Annotated in this window: 18 protein-coding genes; 9 read left to right on the top strand and 9 right to left on the bottom strand. The window is 25.9% G+C overall.

The features are described 5' to 3' along the window. Together AACT_RS01780 and AACT_RS01785 are read right to left on the bottom strand one after the other, a co-directional pair. Positions 1–2,178 carry an EAL domain-containing protein gene (locus AACT_RS01780; RefSeq protein WP_172124403.1) on the bottom strand — a complete coding sequence of 726 codons (2,178 nt, stop codon included), beginning with the start codon at positions 2,176–2,178 and terminating at the stop codon, positions 1–3. Continuing rightward, a complete protein-coding gene (locus AACT_RS01785; RefSeq protein ID WP_172124405.1) occupies positions 2,178–4,769 on the bottom strand; it encodes a TolC family protein in 2,592 nt (863 codons plus the stop codon). The genes AACT_RS01780 and AACT_RS01785 overlap by 1 nt, the downstream gene beginning before the upstream one ends. A 501-nt stretch (positions 4,770–5,270) precedes the next feature. Here AACT_RS01785 and AACT_RS01790 point away from each other — a divergent pair. Next, on the top strand, positions 5,271–6,854 hold the full coding sequence (locus tag AACT_RS01790) for a transporter substrate-binding domain-containing protein (RefSeq protein WP_228720558.1): 1,584 nt from the start codon (positions 5,271–5,273) through the stop codon (positions 6,852–6,854). Between the two features lie 11 nt (positions 6,855–6,865). On the opposite strand, the gene AACT_RS01795 is transcribed toward AACT_RS01790, so the two are convergent. Then, positions 6,866–9,658 carry a DEAD/DEAH box helicase gene (locus AACT_RS01795; RefSeq protein ID WP_172124409.1) on the bottom strand — a complete coding sequence of 931 codons (2,793 nt, stop codon included), beginning with the start codon at positions 9,656–9,658 and terminating at the stop codon, positions 6,866–6,868. 113 nt (positions 9,659–9,771) lie between these two features. Here AACT_RS01795 and AACT_RS01800 point away from each other — a divergent pair, with 113 nt between their 5' ends. Together AACT_RS01800 and AACT_RS01805 are read left to right on the top strand one after the other, a co-directional pair. Then, on the top strand, positions 9,772–10,422 hold the full coding sequence (locus tag AACT_RS01800) for a hypothetical protein (protein WP_172124411.1): 651 nt from the start codon (positions 9,772–9,774) through the stop codon (positions 10,420–10,422). A 50-nt stretch (positions 10,423–10,472) separates the two neighbouring features. Beyond that, the gene (locus tag AACT_RS01805; RefSeq protein ID WP_172124413.1) at positions 10,473–11,069 is read left to right on the top strand and encodes a GNAT family protein; all 597 of its coding nucleotides are present in this window, start codon (positions 10,473–10,475) and stop codon (positions 11,067–11,069) included. Here AACT_RS01805 and AACT_RS01810 read toward each other — a convergent pair. From AACT_RS01810 to AACT_RS01825, 5 genes are all read right to left on the bottom strand, one after another. Beyond that, positions 11,028–11,591 carry an IS630 family transposase gene (locus AACT_RS01810; protein ID WP_172124293.1) on the bottom strand — a complete coding sequence of 188 codons (564 nt, stop codon included), beginning with the start codon at positions 11,589–11,591 and terminating at the stop codon, positions 11,028–11,030. The two genes, AACT_RS01805 and AACT_RS01810, sit on opposite strands and share 42 nt — an antisense overlap. Positions 11,592–11,634: 43 nt before the next feature. Continuing rightward, a complete protein-coding gene (locus AACT_RS01815) occupies positions 11,635–12,033 on the bottom strand; it encodes a helix-turn-helix domain-containing protein (RefSeq protein ID WP_172124295.1) in 399 nt (132 codons plus the stop codon). Positions 12,034–12,255: 222 nt separating this feature from the next. Continuing rightward, positions 12,256–12,390: a hypothetical protein gene (locus tag AACT_RS15590; protein WP_272953562.1), complete on the bottom strand. Its 135-nt coding sequence runs from the start codon at positions 12,388–12,390 to the stop codon at positions 12,256–12,258. Between the two features lie 13 nt (positions 12,391–12,403). Then, on the bottom strand, positions 12,404–13,384 hold the full coding sequence (locus tag AACT_RS01820) for a calcium/sodium antiporter (RefSeq protein ID WP_172124415.1): 981 nt from the start codon (positions 13,382–13,384) through the stop codon (positions 12,404–12,406). Positions 13,385–13,444: 60 nt separating this feature from the next. Further along, on the bottom strand, positions 13,445–14,320 hold the full coding sequence (locus tag AACT_RS01825) for an AraC family transcriptional regulator (protein ID WP_172124417.1): 876 nt from the start codon (positions 14,318–14,320) through the stop codon (positions 13,445–13,447). Positions 14,321–14,450: 130 nt separating this feature from the next. Here AACT_RS01825 and AACT_RS01830 point away from each other — a divergent pair, with 130 nt between their 5' ends. The 3 genes from AACT_RS01830 to AACT_RS01840 are packed head-to-tail and all read left to right on the top strand — an operon-like array spanning position 14,451 to position 17,884. Next, a complete protein-coding gene (locus tag AACT_RS01830) occupies positions 14,451–14,693 on the top strand; it encodes an OadG family protein (RefSeq protein ID WP_172124419.1) in 243 nt (80 codons plus the stop codon). 5 nt (positions 14,694–14,698) lie between these two features. Next, positions 14,699–16,540: a biotin attachment protein gene (locus AACT_RS01835; protein ID WP_172124421.1), complete on the top strand. Its 1,842-nt coding sequence runs from the start codon at positions 14,699–14,701 to the stop codon at positions 16,538–16,540. A gap of 15 nt (positions 16,541–16,555) precedes the next feature. After that, the gene (locus tag AACT_RS01840) at positions 16,556–17,884 is read left to right on the top strand and encodes a sodium ion-translocating decarboxylase subunit beta (RefSeq protein WP_216658184.1); all 1,329 of its coding nucleotides are present in this window, start codon (positions 16,556–16,558) and stop codon (positions 17,882–17,884) included. A gap of 54 nt (positions 17,885–17,938) precedes the next feature. Here the strand turns inward: AACT_RS01840 and AACT_RS01845 are convergent, their stop codons facing one another. Then, complete coding sequence (locus AACT_RS01845; RefSeq protein WP_172124423.1) at positions 17,939–18,088, bottom strand: hypothetical protein; 150 nt, start codon at positions 18,086–18,088, stop codon at positions 17,939–17,941. Between the two features lie 235 nt (positions 18,089–18,323). On the opposite strand from AACT_RS01845, the gene AACT_RS01850 reads away from it, so the two are divergent. The 3 genes from AACT_RS01850 (at position 18,324) to AACT_RS01860 (ending at position 21,698) form a co-directional block, all read left to right on the top strand. Beyond that, complete coding sequence (locus AACT_RS01850; protein ID WP_228720515.1) at positions 18,324–19,724, top strand: EAL domain-containing protein; 1,401 nt, start codon at positions 18,324–18,326, stop codon at positions 19,722–19,724. A 210-nt stretch (positions 19,725–19,934) separates the two neighbouring features. Further along, on the top strand, positions 19,935–21,536 hold the full coding sequence (locus AACT_RS01855) for an IS1634 family transposase (protein WP_172124149.1): 1,602 nt from the start codon (positions 19,935–19,937) through the stop codon (positions 21,534–21,536). A 15-nt stretch (positions 21,537–21,551) separates the two neighbouring features. Beyond that, the gene (locus tag AACT_RS01860; protein WP_228720516.1) at positions 21,552–21,698 is read left to right on the top strand and encodes a hypothetical protein; all 147 of its coding nucleotides are present in this window, start codon (positions 21,552–21,554) and stop codon (positions 21,696–21,698) included.

Consider the following 21,698-nt stretch of genomic DNA (forward strand, 5'->3'; position numbering starts at 1 on the left):
TTATCTATTAACTGCATACAAATCTAATTTACTTAAAAATTTATAATCTTGATCTGATTCAACATTTTCAACTATTAGTTTTATATCATTTACTTCTGCATAAACTACAATATTTTTTATTCTATGTTTTTTTACTAAATCATTATGAATATTTTGAGTTAAGTCTTTATCTATTTTTATGTAATTGATTTTTGCTTCTGATAAATCATCTAAAGAGTACTCTTTAGTTTTAAATCTTTTAAGTAATATTTCAAATTTTAATTCACTTGCTTGTTTAACGAATTTAACAAAATCACCCTTATTAGCAGATGCTGTATAAGATGTTATACTAAATAAAATATTATTTACTACATTTTTATCTTCATGTACTAAATCATATAAAAACTTCATAAACTCTTTATCTATAATAGTTTTAATTGATAGATTAATAGCTATTTTATAGTTTATTTTATTTTTTCTAATATACTCTAGAGCTTTGACAATAACTTGCTTATCAAAAGTAGTATTTAAATGTAATTTTTCACTAATTGACATAAATGATCCAATTGCTATCTCATTACCATTTTCATCTCTTAATATTGGTTTTAATTCTCTTAATAATAACTCATCATCAAAAGAATAAGAATCATAGGCAAATGATATATTAAAGAAGTTATTATTTATAATATATTTTACTTTTTCTTCTGTTTTTTCTATTTCATTATGAATAAGATTTTCTTCAACAATTTTATAAGAATTTACACCACTTGAAACTGCATCTAAATAAGCACTATTTACTGAATCTAAAATTGAATCAATTGTTCCGTACTTATCAATTTTTGTTCCACCTATATGAAAAATATTTTCAGGTAATTTATAGTTTTTATATATTTCTTCATTTAATCCATTAATAATACTATTAGAAAAAGTATCTGCATCGTTGTATTCTAAACCTTTTACTAAGATAATAAATTCTGGACCATGAATTCTATAAAAAGTAATTTTATTATCCTTATGTTGAAAAATGATATTATTTATAACATTGACATAAGACAAAATAAAATCATCTGTTTTTACACTACCATTTACATTTTCTATTTGGCCTAATTTTGCAATTTTTAATAAAAAGATATAACCTTCAGCTGAAGATACAAACATACTTTTCATATCAATATCAAACATTTTTTTATCATATAAACCTGTTAAACTATCTGTTAATAAATTTCGCTCCATAGACTCTTTATTAATATTTAATTCATTTGCCATAGAAGCTATTTTATTTGATAACTTTGATATATTTGTTACTAGATTTTTATATTCACTATTTTGATTTATAATTTTGTCATTTATATTCATAAATTTATGTTCAATAATATTTGTGACAATCTTATCAAGATATTGAATTGGTTCTATTACATATTTTTTTTCTATATATTTACTATAAAAAACAACAATTATCGTAATTGGAATAAATAAAAGAAATGCTAAAAATAAAAGTTTATTAAAGTATTCGTAAATTTCTTTTTTTAAATAATAATCATTAATAGTATATTCAACACTAGCATAATTAATATCTGCTATTTTTAACTCTTTTGTGATAGATTCATCTAATTTTATATTATAAAAATATTTATATATACTGAAAAGATCTTCCTCTTTATTTACTATATCTTCATTATTTAGTAAATTTAAATCAAGTGAAACTAAGAAATTTATAATCTCATTATTTCTAAATAATTGATATTTAATTATTAATTTTTCATTTGGATTGAAACTAGCAGATGGAATAAATTCAAAAAAAGATGTACCTTCTATTTTTTGTATTTCCCCAAATTTTGCATCAGTAGTTACGTCAGCTAAATTCCAAGAAGAGTGAGAGAAATTATTTGTTTGATAAATCAAACTTTCTTTACTAAGTAATATTTTATTATATTTGATTTTTATATTACTTATAAAAGAAGTACTCAAAGCATCTTTTCTATATTCATTTAATAATGTTTTATCAAATAATAGAGTAGGATCTTTGAATTTATTTGTATATTTATCTATGTTTAACTCATAATTTGTTTTAGCATTAATAAAAGCATTTTCTTTAAAATCAAAGAAAATAGACCAAAATAATAAAAATAAAACAGCTACAAACATCAATAGAATGATGCTTATATTTTTTATTGTTCTACTTATTATATTTTTTTGCATTATTGAACCTCAGAAGTAGGAACTTTTACATCATCCAAACCAAATTCTGGTTTTCTTGGAATAATTCTTACTTCATCATCAATAAATTTATTTGGCATTTCTTCTTCACCTATTGGATTTACCTCTTTTGCTTCATTCACTTTTGTTTCTAGTTTTTTAATTGGAATTGTTTTTTCTTCTATTTTATCTTCAACTAATCTTTCAATTGGATTAGCTAGTTTTTCTTGAGCTTTTTCTTCATCTAATTTTTTTATAAAATCCTCTATTGATTTTTCTTTAACAACTGATTTTTCAATTTCTACAGTTTTCTCAGCCATAACTGGCTTTTCAACTTCTATAGGTTTTTCAGCTATAACTTGTTTTTGGATTTCTACAGGTTTTTCTTGAACATAATCTTTTAAAGGAACTGCCTTTTTATATTCAGTTTTAGAACTCTCTTCTATATATTCAAATTCTGGTTTTTTCTCTGGCTCTTTTTTATCAGGTAAAATATTTGAATTATATAATCCTTGCTCTTTTGAAACTTTTTGTACAGTCGGATAATATAAAACTCCACTATCCCCTAATAATTGAATATCTCTTTGAGCCTCATCATATGTTTTATATACTCCATAATTCCATCTAATTAATTGAGTTCCATTGAAATAATCAAATTTATAAGACTTCTCATATAAACTAGGTTTTTCTATTAATATTTTTTCTAATTCTTTTTTATCATTAAATGATGTTATATTAATAGTAAAACTTTCTGGATTAGCATTTATAAATTCTAATTTACTTTCTTCATTAAATTGGAATTCTTCTATTTTTTTCTCTTGTTTAATTTTCTCAATTGTATTTATTTTCTCTACAATTTTAATTTCTGCAGGTGGAGCCTTAACTGTTAATCCTACAATATAATCATTATATGCTTGTTTCGCATCTTTTACTTTTACAAGCGTTAATGATTTTTTATTATTAGCTTTTGCTAATTTATTCATTTCAATCTTAGCAATATCTGGATTTTCGTAAATTCCATGTACAATTTTAGAATTAAGTACAAAATTATTTACAGTGCTATATGCAAATGAGTTTTTATCTAAATTATTACTTTTTATAAAAGCAGTTGCGTCTTCTTGATTATTAAATGTTGCCATTTCAATAGTGTAGAAGTTATCATCAGCTGAAAGGAAAGTTTTTATAAAGTTATTAATATTTTCATCTTTTAATGCTTTTCCAGCTAATGAATTTCTTAATTCTTCATCTTTTCTTCTCTCATCTTCTCTTTCTAATCTTTCTTTTTCAGTTAAAAATTTATCATCTATATAAATATTTTGTGTGTAATTACTTTTTGAGAAATCAATAAATTTAGGATGTTCAGGATCCATATCAAAAAATACTAATAAATCCCCCGTATAACCTAATAATGTAAAGAAATCTGTAATATTACCACTTTCATATTTTATTAGCTCAATTTCTGCTGCATTTAATTGTTTATGTCCTTGAAGTAAAGATTGTAAATCTTGTTGACCTAAATTAAATTCATCCCAATATGCTTCGACCATTTTTCTTAATGATATAACTTCTGAAATATTACTTTTTAGTGATTCATTTGTTGATTTTATAGAAGTAAATAATTTAGAAATATTCCATTTTAATTTTTTCTTCTCTTCATCCAATTGAAAATTTAATTCTCTAATAGTACTAAAAGAGCTTAAAATCTTATTTTTATCTCTTCCACCATTGTATAAATTGAATGTAAGTTTAAGAAGACCATTGAAGTTTTGTTCTCTACTTTCTGCATCTTCTGCATCCATTATATTATCAAGTGAAACTTCAAAATCTAACTTAGGAGAAAATGATGATTCTTTAGATTTTAAATTAAATTTTTCTGATTCTATTGATTCATAATAATTTAAAATTGTTCTATTTCTTTTTAGTCCTCTTTCATATAATAAATCAAATGTTGAAACATTAATATTAAAATTTTTCTCATAAGGAAGAGTTTCTACATAGTTATTTCCCACTATATATTCATAATATCTAACAGACTCAACAAGTTTAGATCTTACTTTTGTAAGTGCAGTTTGTGCATTTGATACATTTGCTTTTATTGCTGTTAAATCTCCAATAGTAGCTGCACCATTATCATATTTGATTGTAACAATTTCTAAAATTCTATTTAGATTTTTCATATTGTTTTCACTTGCAAGTACAGTTCTATATGCAAAAACAACATCAAAATATGCTTTTATTGCTTTTGTTATTTGTTCTTGCAAAACAAGATGATATTTATTTTTAGCTACATTTAACTCTTTTTCTAAACTTTTAACATTGTTAGAAGTTTCTCCACCTGAATAAATATTTTGGCTTAGAATAAATTTATAATTTCTATCGTTGTAGTATTTAAAGAATTTATCATTTGCATTACTTCCAGATTGTGTTCGTCCTGTTTCTGATTCAAAACCAAAAGTTGGATAATACCCTGCTATTGCATCCTTTAGTTTAATTTCACTTTGAATTACTTGTTCTCTTGATGCTTTTAATAAAGCACTATTAGATACTGTTTCTAAAACAACATCCATCAATGACACTTTTTTGTAATTAGTCATATCTGTTTTTATGAAATTAAGAGTTCATTTTTTACATTAACAGAGAATAACATATCAATTGAAGCAAAAGAAAGATTAACTATTGGAATAATTGGAAATGACTATGAAAAGATATTATCAGAAAAATTTCCTAATGCTAATATAAAAATTTATGAAGATTACATTTATTCAATAGAAGCTTTAAAAAATAAAGATATTGATTTTATTTATGAAGACCAAATTCCAATTAATTTTTATACTGTAAAAAACAATTTCTTTCATTTAATCAAAGCTACGAATAATCTAATTTTAAAAAATCCTGTACATGCAATAGCCTATGATAAAAAAAATGCAAAGATATTTAATGAAGGATTTATAAATATACCTCTTAGCGAGTTACTAAAATTAGAAAAAAAATGGATAATCAATAACAATGATTACTATTATTTAAATTTTAAACAACAATTTAATCTAACAAATGAAGAAATTGCATTTTTAAAAAAGCATACTATTAACACTTCTATTTCAAATTCATGGGCACCTTTTACTTTTAAATCAAATGCAGGAGAAGCTCAAGGTATTTCTTCTGAATATTGGGAATTGATTTTAGAAAAATTAAATGCAAAAAATAAAAATGTCTTTTTTGATAATTTCTCAGATCAACTTGAAGGAATCAAAAATAAAGAAAATGATTTAATCTTTAGCGTAGGAGAAACTCCTCAAAGAAAAGAGTATGCACTCTTTTCAAAAGAGTATGTGAGATTTCCAATATCAATTGTCACAAAAAAAGATGAAAATTTTATAGAAAGTTTTTCTTCTATAATTGGTAAAAAAATAGCAATTGGGAATAATTTTACTGCTCATAATATTCTAAAAAACAACTATCCAAATTTAGAATTTATTTTAGTTGATAGTGTTAAAAAAGGATTAGACTTAGTCTCAAAAAATAAAGCTTATGCATATATTGATATTAAACCTGTACTTTTTTATAATATTGCAAAATATGAATATACAGATCTTAAAATATCAGGAAATACAGGAGCAGACTTTAGCTTGAAGTTTATGATAAGAGATGATTACCCTATATTAGAATCTATTTTAAATAAAGCAATATCATCTATTTCTTTAAATGAATTAAATACAATAATAACAAAATGGAATAATATTCAATTTCAGACTACTTTTAATTACGACTTGTTCTGGAAAATTGCTTTTATAATTTTACTAATATTGCTAGCTTTTGTTCATCGAACAAGAACACTTAAAAAACTAAATAGCAAACTAAAAATTACAATTGAAGAAAAAACTCAAAAACTAAATGAAATAAATAAAAATCTAGAATCATTAGTAGAACAAAAAAGTCAAGAATTACTTCAAAAAGAAAATATCCTAAATCATCAATCAAAAATGGCAGCAATGGGAGAGATGATTGAAAACATAGCTCATCAATGGAGACAACCATTATCTGTAATATCAACCGTTGCCACAGGAGCAAAATTAAAAAAAGAGTTGGGATTATTAAAGGATGATGACTTTTATGAAACTATGAATATTATAAATAATTCATCACAACACTTATCTAATACCATTGATGATTTTAGGAATTTCTTTAATAATGATAAAGAAGTTGTTTTATTTAATATAGATATTCCAATAGAAAAAGTTTTATATTTAATTAGTACAAAACTAAAAAATAGAAATATAACTGTTATTAAAAATTGTAAAGAAATTTTTGTAACAGGACTTGAAAATGAGTTTATTCAAGTTATTTTAAATATTATAAATAATGCCATGGATGCATTTGAAAATAAAAAGAACAATCACAAGTTTATATTTATTGATGCTTATAAAGAAAAAAATAATGTACTTATAAAAATTAAAGATAATGCAGGTGGGATAGAAAAAAATATCATTGATAGAGTTTTTGAACCATACTTCACAACAAAACATAAAAGCCAAGGAACAGGTATAGGGCTATATATGTCACTTGAAATTATAAAAAAACATATGAATGGAAATTTAACAGTATGCAATAAAAACTACACATATAAAAATATAGAATACTCAGGTGCAGAATTTATCATTGAAATTCCATGTGAGAAATAAAAATTCATACTTTATATAACTTTAGTAAACTCTTCAAAAAGTCTATTATCAAGTGGAATTTCAAGTTTTAACTCCAAAGATATTGGTCTATTTCCACTATATTTCACACTATTTGCAAAACCTAAATATATAAACTCTTGAGTTTTTTTATCCACTTGAACAAATTTTCGTACAAAAATATGAAGTTTTACTTTATGTTTTTGATTTTCGACTAATCTCTGTCCATCACCTTTATCTTGACTTTGACTTGGTTTACTTTGATAAGTAAATGTATCTTTAGATAAAAATGCATTATGATAAATTGCTGATTTTGAGAACTTCTCTTTTTCTAAATTTATAAATAAGAAAAAATCATCTTGGTATTTTAAAAATCCACTTCCTCTAAAAGAACTATGAATTTTTGGAAAATTACAAAGTTGCGCAATATTTAACATATTGTATTTTGCATATAGTTTTAGAAATGGCATTGCAAAATCAGCTGTTCCAAACTCCTCTTCATAAGTGTAAATTCCATAATTTATGCTATCTTCAAAAATCTCTTTATATTTTAAATTTTCTAAAAGAGATTCAAACTCTTTTGTTTTTACTATTTTTTTTCCATCAAAATCTATAAGTTTTAAGTATCTGCTAATTTGTCCTGAATCAAAATAATCTTGATTTAAATAATAAAAACTATGAATAATAGTATCTTTAGAAACTTTTTTTAGATATTTTCCTAAAATCTTAAAAGCTATCTTTTCATCACAAAAGTCATGGGATATTAGATATTTTAATATTACAAATTCATAAACTCTTTTTATTGGAAGTTGATTTTCTATAAATCTAATTGCTTTTATAAAATCTTCATTTTGACACAAAATTTTATATTCACTTTTTTTCTTTTCATCTTCTACTTTTGATAAAAATTCTATATATGATTTACTTTCATCTATAAACTTCAAAGGATTAATCACATCATCAAAGGCTAAGTAATCTACAAGCTTTGGCACTTGATTATTCATCAAAAGTTTGAACTCAAAGTATTGCTCTTTTAAATATTTTAAGTTATTGAAGTTTTCACTATCTATTTGCTCTAAAATTCTATTTTTTGAAATTTCATCCATAGAAATAAAGGCATTTTTAAAATCTGCAAAATTGTTTTCTAATGAGATTTTAATGCTCTCTTTATCAATAACTTTATTTCCAACAAGTGCAAGAGCTATTAAATATGCTTTTTTATGATTTCCTATAAAATCTAAAACCGTTAGAAATTCTTTGTTTTTATGCTTTCTTAAACCTCTTCCCAGTTGCTGAATAAAAACTATTGGAGAATTGGTTGGTCTTAAAAACAAAACAGTATTAATAGATGGAATATCCACACCTTCATTAAAAATATCAACTGTAAATATTACTTCTAAAGAGTCATTTTCATCTTCAAGTTTTTTTATATACTCTTCTCTTTTTTCTATACTATCAACACTTGTAAGAGAAATTGAGTTAATTTTATTTTCATTAAACTTTTCACTCATAAAAGAAGCATGCTCTTTTGAAACACAAAAACCTATTACTTTTCTTTTATTTCCAATATGTGAGTAAAAGTTCATTTGTTCTACTATAAATTCAGCTCTTTTATTCACATTTAAAAGTTTTGCTAATTCATCTATTTTAGATAAATCAATATTTTCATAGTCAATACTTTTTATATCAGAAATTCCAAAATAGTGAAAAGGAACCACAAGATTATGTTCTAAAGCATCATTTAGTCTTATATCACAAGCTATATTTTCGTCAAAAACTTCATAAATACTATTTCCATCCATTCTATTTGATGTGGCAGTAAGACCTAATAAAAACTTAGGATTAAAATAATCAACAACTTTTTTATAAGAAGGACTTGTAATATGATGGGCTTCATCAATTATTATATAATCAAATTGCTCACTTGAAAAATTTTCATAAGAGTTATTCATAGTTTGTATGGTAGAAAATATATAATCTTTATCCTGCTCTTTTTTATTTCCAGTATAAAGTCCATAAGAAAACTTTTCACCTAAAATATTTTCAAAGCTATCTTTTGCACTTAAAAGTATGTTTTCTCTATGAACTAAAAACAAAACTCTCTTTGCTTTAAACTTTTTCACATCAAAAGCACTTAGATACGTTTTTCCACTTCCAGTTGCTGCTATTATTAAAGCTTTTTTTTCACCACTATTTCTTAGCTCCTCCAATCTTTGCAAGGCTTTTTCTTGCATAAAATTTCTTTTTATATCTTTTTTGAAAGAAAAACTTGGAACAAACTCTTTTTTTTGATTCTGTAAAAAGTTTGAGTATTCAAGTAAAAACTCATCATTAGCAATATAAGAGTTATTCCAAAGAGTATCAAACTCACTTAATACATCTTGCAAAAATATATCATCTTTTTTTGAAAGAGTTTTTACATTCCATTCTATATTTGATTTAAAAGCAGAAGCTGTTATATTTGATGAGCCTATTATCACTTTATAATCATTTTTAAATTCATAAATATAAGATTTTGAGTGAAAACCTATATTTGACTCATTACTATCATAGATTCTTAATTCTATATTTTTAAATTCTTTTATTTTTTCTAAGGCTTTAACTTGAGTAAAATTCAAATATGTAGAACTTAGAATTTTTCCTTTTATACCTTTTTGTTCTGATATTTTAAAACTATCAAGTAATAGTTGCAATCCTGAGAAGCTTATAAAGGCTACATTAAAAGTAAATGACTCACATTCCACAAGTAGTTTTGTGATATTATTATAAAAATTTGTTGTTTGATTATTTGTGATTAAAGTGTTCAAAAAATCCCTTATTAAAAAAATCATTATAATTAAATCAAACGTAAAAGATTATAAATCACAATTTATTCACACAAAGTATCTATACTTTTCAAAATTACTATAAAGGTCTAAGCATGAAAAAATTAATTTTAATATCATTATTAACACTAGGATCATCACTTTTTGCAGCAGATATAGGAATAAGAATAACGACTCCTATTGGAAATAATACTAACCTTGACATTGGCTTTAGATCAGATGATCACAGATATGACAATAGATACAAAAACTTTGACTACCATAGAAATGGATACTATGATGATTTTGGTTATTTTTATGGTTATTTTGATAGATATGGTTATTTTTACAATAATATCTATTTTGTTTATGATAATAGATATACGTATTATGATAGATTACATCATAGAGGTTATTTTAAACCAAATAGAGGGCATTATAGAACGTACAGATATCATGACCATAATGATTGGAATAGAAAACATCAATTTAGAGAAGTAAATAAACCAATTTATGGTGCATATTATGATAGAAACTATAATAAACAAAGAATTGTAGAAAAACAATATAATAATAAAAAAGAATATGAAAATAGAAATGATTTTAGAAATAATTCAAATCATCAAAATGATAGAAACTACAAAGAACAAAAATCTAATGAGAAACAAAGAGATTATAGAAATAACTCTAATCAACAAGATAATAGAAATAAAAATGATAAAAACAATAAAGATCAAATTATTGAAGATAAGAGAAACAATCGATAATAAAAGTAAAATACCTATTAACTTAGGTATTTTATTTATAGGAAGTAAATTTGAGTAAACAAAATTTAGTATATTATTTAACTTTTGAAGATATACAAAATCGAAATATTTTATATAATAGTATTTATATGAATGAAAAAACAAATTACTATATAAGCGAAGATTTTTCTGAAAATTTTTATATTTATTTAGCTTATTATGGTTTTATTTGTACATCAACTAGCCTTCAAAATAAATTTTATCTACTAGCTGAAATGCAATTTGAATATGCAATTTTAGATTTTAAAGATTTACACATAAGTAAAAAAATAGCACAACTTATAAAAAAAGATGAATTCACATTTTCAATAAATACAAAATTTGAAGAAGTTATCAACAAACTAGAAGAGTATCACAAAACAAATTGGGTAGAAGACAAATATAAAAATTTATTATTATCATTAAAAGATTATAAGACTTCAAATATTGATTTTAAAATAATCAGTGTTGAGTTAAGTGATAAAAATACAAATGAATTAATAGCAGGAGAGATTGGCTATAAAATAGGCTCAACATATACTTCACTTACAGGTTTTTCATCAAAAGAAAAGAAATATAATAAGTACCTACTTAAAATTAATGTCATAATTAGTTCCAAAGCCAGCTAATAAATTTTTAACATGTTTATGTAAATTATCAAATGATAAATAAGCTTCTAGTTTATGATAGTGATATTTCATATGTTTCCACAATATTTCTATTTTATTTAGTTCAGGTGAATATGGTGGTAAAAATAATAATTGTAGTCCAAGCTTCTCCCACTTTTCTATCTCTGCTTTAAAAAGCTTACTTGTGTGAATAGATGCATTATCAAGTATGACAACAGTAGTTTTTGTAATCTGATTTACAAAATCATTAAAGAAATCTATAACAACTTGTGTATCTACTTTTGTTATTGTAGTTTTCGAAAAGAGATGATTATTCTTTGTATTTAAAAACCCTAAAACATTTATTCTTTTTGCAAATCTATTTGATGGAATTTCTACTGGCTTACCTATTGGTGACCAATAATAAGGGATATTTGAATCAAGTGAAAAACCACTCTCATCAAAATAATATGTATCAATCCAATCTTTAGCAGACCAGCTTAAAACATTAAGTATTTGAGCTTTTTTGGAAGAATAATTCATCCACTTCTTCTCTTTAAATATAGTGTTTCTAGCTCTTTTAAAACTATATTGTATATTTTTTTAAATATCTTTTTAAGATTTGAGGTGATACTTTTTTAACTCTTTTTGACTCTTTATTAAGAGCTATACAAGTCTCTTTGATACTATTTGTTTCAATAAGTTTTTTTACTTTATCAATATCATTTTCATTTAGTGCTGGTTTTCTACCACGACCAATTTCATCAGATAAATTTTCTATTTGTTCTTCTTTGAATCTATCAAACCATCTATAAACTGTTCTTGTTGACTTATTGAATATTTTGCATATCTCTTTTACTGTTATACCTTCATTACTTAAAAGTATAGATTTAGCTCTTTGTCTTAATTGCAATGAATTACCATTTTTTACTATTTTTTCTAATTCTTTTACTGTTTTATTATTTAAATTACTTATATATCTCATATAGTATTATAGCTAAAACTAGCTTATAAAACAAGACATTAATTTTGATTAATTACTTAACTGGGGAAAATTGCAACTAGTTCTTCTTTCTCTTTACTTAGAAAAAGAAAACTACTCTTTTTGGAATTTAGGGCATCCATATATGCAGTATAAATTTGACTTAGGTGCGAAAACCTATTCTAGATTGGAGTTTCTAAAAAGATGGTTAACGCAACATCAAATTTAATTTTCTTTTTTGATTTCGCTATTTTGTTTTATTAAATCGATTTTCTCTTTATGCATATCATTTCCTTTTAATACATAAAATAAAGCAATTAATCCTAATGTAATCCAAAAGAAATAATCCATTTTTTTCAAAATATCATCCTTTTTATAAAGAGCCAGATAAAGTCATTCCTAAATAACTATTATAAGCGATATAACAAACTACAAGAATCATACCTTCAAATCTTGTGATTTTTCCCTCTTTATTTCTAAATCCATAAGACATTACTAAAAGAGCTATTGTTAATACAAACATCACGATCCAGTCTCTATTTAATACTTCTACTGGAATTCCATTCATAGGAGCAATAATAGTTGCAATTCCAATTACAGCTAGGATATTAAACATATTAGAACCAACTACATTTCCAATAGCAATATCATGTTCACCTTTACGTGCTGCTATCACAGATGCTGCTAATTCTGGTAAAGAAGTTCCAAGAGCTACAATTGTAAGTCCAATAATTAAATCACTAACTCCAAATTCATGAGCAACACCCACTGCACCCCAAACAAGAAGTCTAGAACTTGCAATTAATAACACAAGCCCAATAATAAGCCAAATAATTCCAGCTTTTAAAGTCATTTCATGTTCAATTAATTCACTATCCATTTCAGCTTCTAAAGTATCTCCTCTTCCTCTAAAAGCAGAAACAATTGACCATGCAATTAAAGTAAAGAAACCACTTATTAAAACTATTCCTTCACCTAGTGTTAATGAATTATCTAAAAGTAAATATCCACTTGCTAATACAATTAATAAAAGTAAAGGAATCTCTTTTTTTACAATCTTCGAATTTACTGTAATTGGAGCAACTATTGCTGTAATCCCTAGAATTAAAGCAATATTAACAATATTTGAACCTAATGCATTTCCTAAAGCAAGGGCTGGATTTCCCTCCATTGCTGCTATTGCAGATACAACCATTTCAGGGGCACTTGTTCCAAATCCTACTATTAAAATACCTATTAATAAACTAGGCATTCCCAAATGTTTTGCAGTTGATGCAGCACCTTCTACAAATTTATCTGCACTCCAAACGAGAATTGCAAATCCAGCTATAATAGCTGCTAAATATAAAATCATTTTTTACCTTTAATTTTGTTATACTTTAAAAATTTTGCCATTATATTTAAATTTAGTTAATCAAAAGTTTATAGAAACATAAAAGCTTAAATCAAACTCATTGGACTCATCTAAAAAATCTATTTTATTATAGATGGCATAAGATGGTTTTGTAGTAGTTTCATATTCATTTTTAGGTAACCATTCATGATAAACCCAATGAATAAAAGGTAAAACATCTCCAGTTTTTCCCTTTAAATCAAACTTTGCATAAACACCCTCTGCTATTTTAAATTTTGGTAATCTATCACTTTTAACCTCTTGATTATCTTCAACCATAACACATCCAATATATTGACATTCATTTAAAGGAGTGATTGTAGGATTATCATGAAAAAGTGCGATTCTTTTATATGAAATAATATCATTTGTAAGAATCCATGTTTGAAGTTTTTGCCATGTTTCTTTTATATTTATGTTGTAACCTTTATTCCTAATATAATAACTCTCAATAGCAGGCATTTTTACAATAGTTGGAACTATGTCTTTAAAATCAGCTTTAGATTGACTAGCCCTTTGTGATTGTTGTAATATTTTTTGAGAATACTCTTTATATCCTCCATTTTTCCATTCTTTTGGCGTCATTTCAAATCTATCTTTAAATATTTTAATAAATGAAGATTGAGATGAATATCCACATTGGTTTACTATATTTGAAATAGTGGAATATTTATTTGTTAAAAGTAAATTTGATGCTTTTTGAAGTCTTATTGATTTGATACTTTCATAAATGTTTTTTCCAAAGGCTTCTTTAAAAATTCTATGCATATGAAATTTACTAATACCTAAATCAATACTAAGTTCTTCTATGTCAATATTCGTTTCTATATGAGTATAAATATAATACATTATATCATTTGCTATTTTTGTTCTTTTTTGTAATGTTTCTTTTTTCATAAAATGATTATAGCAAAAATAAAATATAAAATAAGCACTATAAAACAATTTTCTTAGCACCAAATAAGAAGAACTATTTACTAAATTTCCCTAAAATTACACACGTTTAAATCGTACTAAAGGATTCCGTATGGAAATAAACTTAATCGCAGAATCAGTAAAGTTCATGTTCTTAGGTATGGGTGTAGTATTTGCATTCCTAACAATAATGATATTTGTACTAAAAGCACAAGGTGCAATTTTGACAAAATATTTTCCAGCAGAAAATAAAGTAGCAAATGTAACACCAAAAAGTACAAATAAACAAACAGATAACGCAAAAATAGCAGCAGTAATAGCAGCTGTACAACATCATAAAAATCTAAAGGGTTAAATTATATGTCTAAAAAATATATAGATATCATGGACACTACTTTTAGAGATGGATTCCAATCTGTCTTTGGAGGAAGAGTTTTAATGAATGATTTCTTTCCAGCTGTAGAAGCTGCAAAAGAAGCCGGAATAACTCACTTTGAGTTTGGTGGAGGAGCTAGGTTCCAATCGTTGTTCTTCTATCTGCAAGAGAACGCATTTGAAATGATGGATAAATTTAGGGAAATAGTAGGCCCTGATGCAAACTTACAAACTTTGGCTCGTGGTATAAATACAGTTATGCTAGATACGGGTTCAAGAGAACTAATCGACTTACATGCTAAAATGTTTGCCAAACATGGTACAACAACTATTCGAAACTTTGATGCTTTAAATGATGTTCAAAATCTTGAATATAGTGCAGAATGTATTAAAAAATATGGTCTAAACCATGAAGTAGTAGTTACTTTAATGGACTTGCCTCCAGGTTGCTTTGGTGCTCATGATGTACCTTTCTATGAAAAAACTCTAAGACAAATTCTTGATAGTGGTTTACCATTTGATTCAATCTGCTTTAAAGATGCTTCAGGAACAAGTTCTCCTCAAAAAATCTATGAAACAATACAAATGGCTAGAAATCTAGTTGGATATGATACTCATATTAGACTTCATACCCATGAAACAGCAGGTGTTTCAGTTGCTTGTTATTTAGCTGCACTTGATGCTGGTGCTGATGGTATTGATTTAGCTGCCTCTCCAGTTAGTGGTGGAACTTCTCAACCTGATATCCTAACTATGTTACACGCAGTTAAAGGTAAGAATTATGATTTAGGTGGTTTAGAAATTGAAAAAGTTCTAAAATACCAAGAAACATTAAAACACTGTTTAAAAGATTACTTTATTCCACCAGAAGCTACTCAAGTATCTCCTTTAATTCCTTTCTCTCCAATGCCAGGTGGAGCATTAACTGCTAATACTCAAATGATGAGAGATAATGGAACACTAGATAAATTCCCTGAAGTAATTAAAGCAATGAGAGAAGTAGTTGAGCGTGGTGGATATGGTACATCTGTAACTCCAGTTTCTCAATTTTATTGGCAACAAGCATACGCTAATGTAATGTTTGGTCCTTGGAAACAAATTGCTCCTGGTTATGGAAAAATGGTATTAGGTTACTTTGGTAAAACTCCAGTTCCTGCTGATCCTGAAATTATTGCTCTTGCAGCAGAAAAATTAAAACTAGATCCAACTAGTGAAAATCCTTTAGATATCGCTGATAGAGATGAAAAGAAAAAAATCTCTGTTTGGAAACAAAGATTAGAAATGGAAGGTATAGAAGCTAGTGAAGAGAATATCTTTATTGCTGCTGCTTGTGATGAAAAAGGAATTGCATTCTTAAAAGGTGAATCACCTTTAAATGTTAGAAAAAATGATAATGTTTGTGATAATGATAAAGATTGTAAATTAGGAGAAAAAGATATGGCAAATGCAAGTGGAAACTATACAGTAATAGTTGATGGTCAAAAATTTAATGTAACAATAGCTGAGGGTAATGATGCAAATATTCAAGTAACTCCTGTTTCTAATACAACATCAGCTCCAGTAACAGCTGCTCCAGTTGCTGCAAGTGCTGCACCTGTATCTTCAAATGGAAATGGAACTGAAGTTCCAGCTGCTGTTAATGGTGCTGTTTGGAAGATTTTAGTAAAAGAAGGTGATATGGTTGAAGCTGATCAACAAATTATGATTCTTGAAGCTATGAAAATGGAAATAGATATTAATGCTCCTGTTGCTGGAAAGATTACTAAAATATTAGTAAATAATACACAATCTGTTGAAGAGGGACAAACATTAGCCATTATTGGTTAATGTTTGAAAAAATATATGAAAAAAAGTATATTAATTTCTTTTCTTCTTATCTTTAGTTTGTTTACAACAAATATCTTTGCTTCACAAAGTGTAGATGTTGTAGAAAATACTACAGAAAAACCAGCATACCATTCAAAAACAATGGGTGAATTAGTAGAATCATTTTATGCTACAACGGGAATAAAAGCATTGCTTCAACCCCAAGCTGGTGTATTAGATTCTCATGGTCATGAAATGTCTTTCTTTGCTCAAGGTGCAGGAAGAATTATTATGATAATAATCTGTTTTTTATTGTTTTATTTAGCAATTAAAAAAGGATTTGAACCATTACTATTAATTCCAATTGGATTTGGTGGTTTATTAGCAAATATACCAATTGCTAATATGGCAGGACCAGGTGGAATGTTAGGAATTATTTATGATATGGGTATTACAAATCAATTCTTTCCATTATTAATCTTTATGGGTGTAGGAGCTATGACAGACTTTGGTCCACTATTAGCTAATCCAAAAACTGCATTATTGGGTGGTGCTGCTCAATTTGGTATCTTTGGATCATTAGTGGGAGCTGTTGTACTTTCACAATATTTCCCAGGGATTGATTTTACACTAGAACAAGCTGCTGCTATTTCTATTATTGGAGGAGCTGATGGACCAACATCTATTTTTATAGCTTCTAGATTAGCACCTGAATTACTAGGAGCAATTGCAGTTGCTGCATACTCATATATGGCATTAGTACCAATTATACAACCGCCAATTATGAGAGCATTAACTACAATGAATGAAAGAAAAATTAAGATGCCAGCTTCAAGAAAGGTATCAAAATTAGAGAAAATTGTATTCCCATTGGTAGTATTAACTTTAACTATTTTAATACTTCCAGATGCAGCACCATTAATTGGAGCACTATGCTTTGGAAATTTTGCAAAAGAATCAGGAGTTGTTGATAGACTTTCTGATACAATGCAAAATGCATTAATCAATGTTGTAACTATTTTCTTAGGATTAGGTGTTGGTTCAAAACTAGCATCAGAGCAATTCTTAGTAGCAGAGACAATGGGAATTATGATCATAGGTCTTTTAGCGTTCTCAGCAGGTACTGCTATGGGTGTTATAATGGCTAAGTTAATGAATTTAGTTAGCTCAAAAGATAATCAGATAAATCCTTTGATTGGAGCAGCAGGAGTATCAGCTGTACCAATGGCAGCAAGGGTAGTAAGTAAAGAAGGTCAACTTTATGACAAATCGAACATTTTATTAATGCATGCGATGGGTCCTAATGTTGCTGGGGTTATTGGTTCAGCAGTCGCTGCTGGTGTACTTTTATCGATATTTAAATAAAAATCAATACCAACTTCAATTAAGCCTAAGTAGACTTGTTCTATTTAGGCTTTTTTATTTAGAAATACTTCCTAAATTCATTTGAACTCCTAAAATAAAACCATTTTCCATAATATAAAACTTATTCTCATCTAATTCATCTTTCACTAGATGGAAATCACAACTATCAATTTTATCATCAATGTAGTTTAATACACTTTCCATTTTATCTCCTTTTTTTATTTAATTATAAAGTCTGAAATTCTATTAAAACATAGTTACAAATTGATTTCATTAAATACAATTTTAAGAGATAATGTTTTATTTTACGATATAATCAAATCTATATATCAAAAATAATAATAAATTATTAAATTATACTTTTATTTAACTTCATTTAATTTTTGTTTAAATTCAATTTAAATGGTTTATTTATTATTGCTAGAAATAGGACACCTCTATGAAATCAACACTACAAGCTGGAAATTTTTTAAAACTTATATCAAAACATTTACCAGATATGTTGTGGGCAAAAGATTTAGAAGGTAATTATTTGTATGCAAATGAATCAATTTGTAAAAACTTATTAATGGCAAAAACAAATGAAGTAATAGGAAAAAATGACATTTATTTTGCAACTAGAGAAAGAGATAAACATCAATCAAATAAGCAATGGCATACTTTTGGAGAATTATGTTTTAATTCAGATTATGTAGTATTAGAACATATGAAACCAATGATATTTGAAGAGTATGGAAATATAAAAGGACAACTTGTTTATTTAGAAGTGCACAAAGCCCCATTGTATGATTCAAATGGAGTATTAATTGGAACCATAGGAAGTGGAAGAGATATTACTTCACAAATTATGCTTGAAGAAGAAAACAAAAAATTAGCTTTTTATGATCAATTAACAGCTTTACCTAATAGACAAAAAATAATCCTTGATATTTCAGAAAATAATCCTTGTGCTTGTGTTATATTTAATATAGATGAATTTAAAGAAATAAATGATTTTTTTGGTACAGAAAATGGAGATAAAATATTAAAAGATATTGCTTCTTGGTTTTCTAAATCCAATTATGAAACATATAGAATAGATGGAGATGAATTTGCAATTTTATTCTATGACGATGATTGTATAAAAAGCATAGAAACAAAAGTAAAAGATATTTTAAATCTTTTCGAAAAAGAGATATTTTATATAGAAGAAGAGAAAATACAAATTGCATTTTCAGCAGGAATTGCAAAAGTTAAATACAATTTATTAACAAAAGCAGATATTGCAGTTCACTATGCAAAAGAGCAAAAAATAAAAATATCTACATATAAAGAAGATGGAAATATAGAACAAAAGTATAAGCAAAATATTGCAATGGCAACAGCCATAAGAGAGGCATTAAATGATAAAAGAATTATTTGTCATTATCAACCTATCTTAGATCAAAGAACTGGCAAAATTTATAAATATGAAACATTAGTAAGAATGCTGACTAAAGAAGGTGAAATTATTCCACCAATAGAATTTTTAGAGATTTCAAAGAAAACAAAATTATATCCATATATCACAAGAGAAGTACTTCATCAAGCATGTAATACTTTTAAAGATAGAAAAGAAAACTTTTCTATTAACTTATCAATCGATGATATAAAAGATACAAATATCGTAAATGAAATTATTAAAACAATCATTGAAACAAAAACTGCTTCAAGAATTACTTTTGAGATTTTAGAATCAGAAGAAATTGAAAACTATCAAGAAGTTCGAAATTTTACTAAAAGAATAAAAGAAATTGGTTCCAAGATTGCTGTAGATGACTTTGGAACTGGTTATTCTAATTTTGAACATATATTAAATTAAATATAGATTATATAAAAATAGATGGTTCATTAATAAAAGGAATGGAAAATAACAAAAAGAATAAAATTATTGTTGAAACTATTCCTGACTTTCTCATTTTTATCAAAAATCAATTTTTCTAAAAGTGATATCCCTTATTAAAGGGCTTTATAGACTATAAAATTCATAAAAGTGTGTGTCCTATAGTCTAAAACCTGCTACAATTTTAGTATGAGTTTACATATTAGACAGAAGAAAAATAGTAGTGGAACAATCAGTATTCAGATTATCGATAGAGTTCATAGGAAATATAAGGTTATAGAAACTATTGCTTGTGTAAAAAATGATTTAGATTTACAAATTTATTTAGATGTTGCAAATAAACGTTTAGAAGAACTGCGTCAACAAATGTATCCTACTTTATTTGATGAAAATAAAAATGAAGAGTTAATATTCATAGAACTTGGAAATAATGATTTAATACCAATAGGTGATGAATTAATCTATGGAAAATTATTTGAACGATTGGGATGTTCTAGTGTAGATTTGGATTGTAAAAGACTTCAGATGTTTAAAAATCTTGTTGTATCAAGATTACTGTATCCTGGTAGTAAATTATATTTGATTGATTATCTTGAATATTTTAAAAAAGAGAGTGTAGATAAAAATGCTATCTATAGATTTTTAGATACACTTTATGAAGAGAATTTAAAACTACAAATTGAAAAATGTGTATTTGATCATACTTATGCAAAAATGAACCAAACTATTGCATTTACATTTTATGATGTTACAACCCTGTACTTTGAATCTGAGAGTGAAGACGATCTTAGACGTATTGGATTTAGTAAAGAGGGTAAATTAGCACGTCCTCAGATACAACTGGGATTGTTTACAACACTACAAGGATATCCATTAAGCTTTGAGGTTTATGAGGGTAATAAATATGAGGGACATACTTTAGTTGATGTACTTAAAAAGTTTCAAAATAAATTTCAATTAAAAAATAAACCTGTAGTTGTAGCTGATAGAGGAATGCTAAACAATAATAATCTAGTATATCTTGAAAATAATGGATATAAATATATCCTTGCAGCCAAAATAAAAAATATATCAAATGATTTAAAAGAGCAAATATCAAACTTGATATTTTTAAATGATGGAGTAACTCATACACTTAAATTTAATAAAGATATACCATATACTGATGAGAATGACAATAAACAATCCATAAATATCAATCAAAGGTTAGTTCTTTCATATTCAACGGCAAGAGCTAAGAAAGATAAACATAATAGAGATAAAGCACTTGAAAGATTAAAGAAAAAAATTGAATTCTCAAAATCTATCACAAAAAAAGATTTAAAACTATCATACTATGCTAAATATCTTAACATCGATGATCATAAATGTGATATCACTTTTAATATCAATAATCAAAAAGTTGATAATGATTCAAAATTAGATGGTATAAAAGGTTTTATTACAAATGATTTTACACTAACACCAAGTGAAATTATAGAACACTATAATAATCAATATGCAGTAGAACAAGCATTTAGAATATCAAAAACTGATCTTAAAATCAGACCCATATACCATAGGCTAGAAACCAGAATAAAGGCTCATATTCTTATTTCATTTGTATCATACTCAATTTATAAAGAGTTTGATTCAAAACTTAAAGAAAATAATATTAAATTTAAATTCTCACAAAAACTTTTAAGAGATATAATTAAACATATGTTTGCACTTAGAACAAATGGAAAATTAGTCTACTTGAAATTTGATGAAATTCAACAACAAGTTTATAATGCAATTAAAAATAGTTAAAAAGTGTGTGTCCATATGAGAAAGTCAGGAATAGGTAATAAATTTAAAATTGTTCCAAAAAAAGATGACTTATCTCAAAAGTTAGCATTCTTATCATTAGGAGTTGGACTTGGAGAAAAAAGTAGTTTTGGTGGAGGGTTTTGTTTAGGTAGAGGAGCTTAA

Origin of the sequence: Arcobacter acticola, assembly GCF_013177675.1 — a bacterium.
Lineage (GTDB): Bacteria > Campylobacterota > Campylobacteria > Campylobacterales > Arcobacteraceae > Aliarcobacter > Aliarcobacter acticola.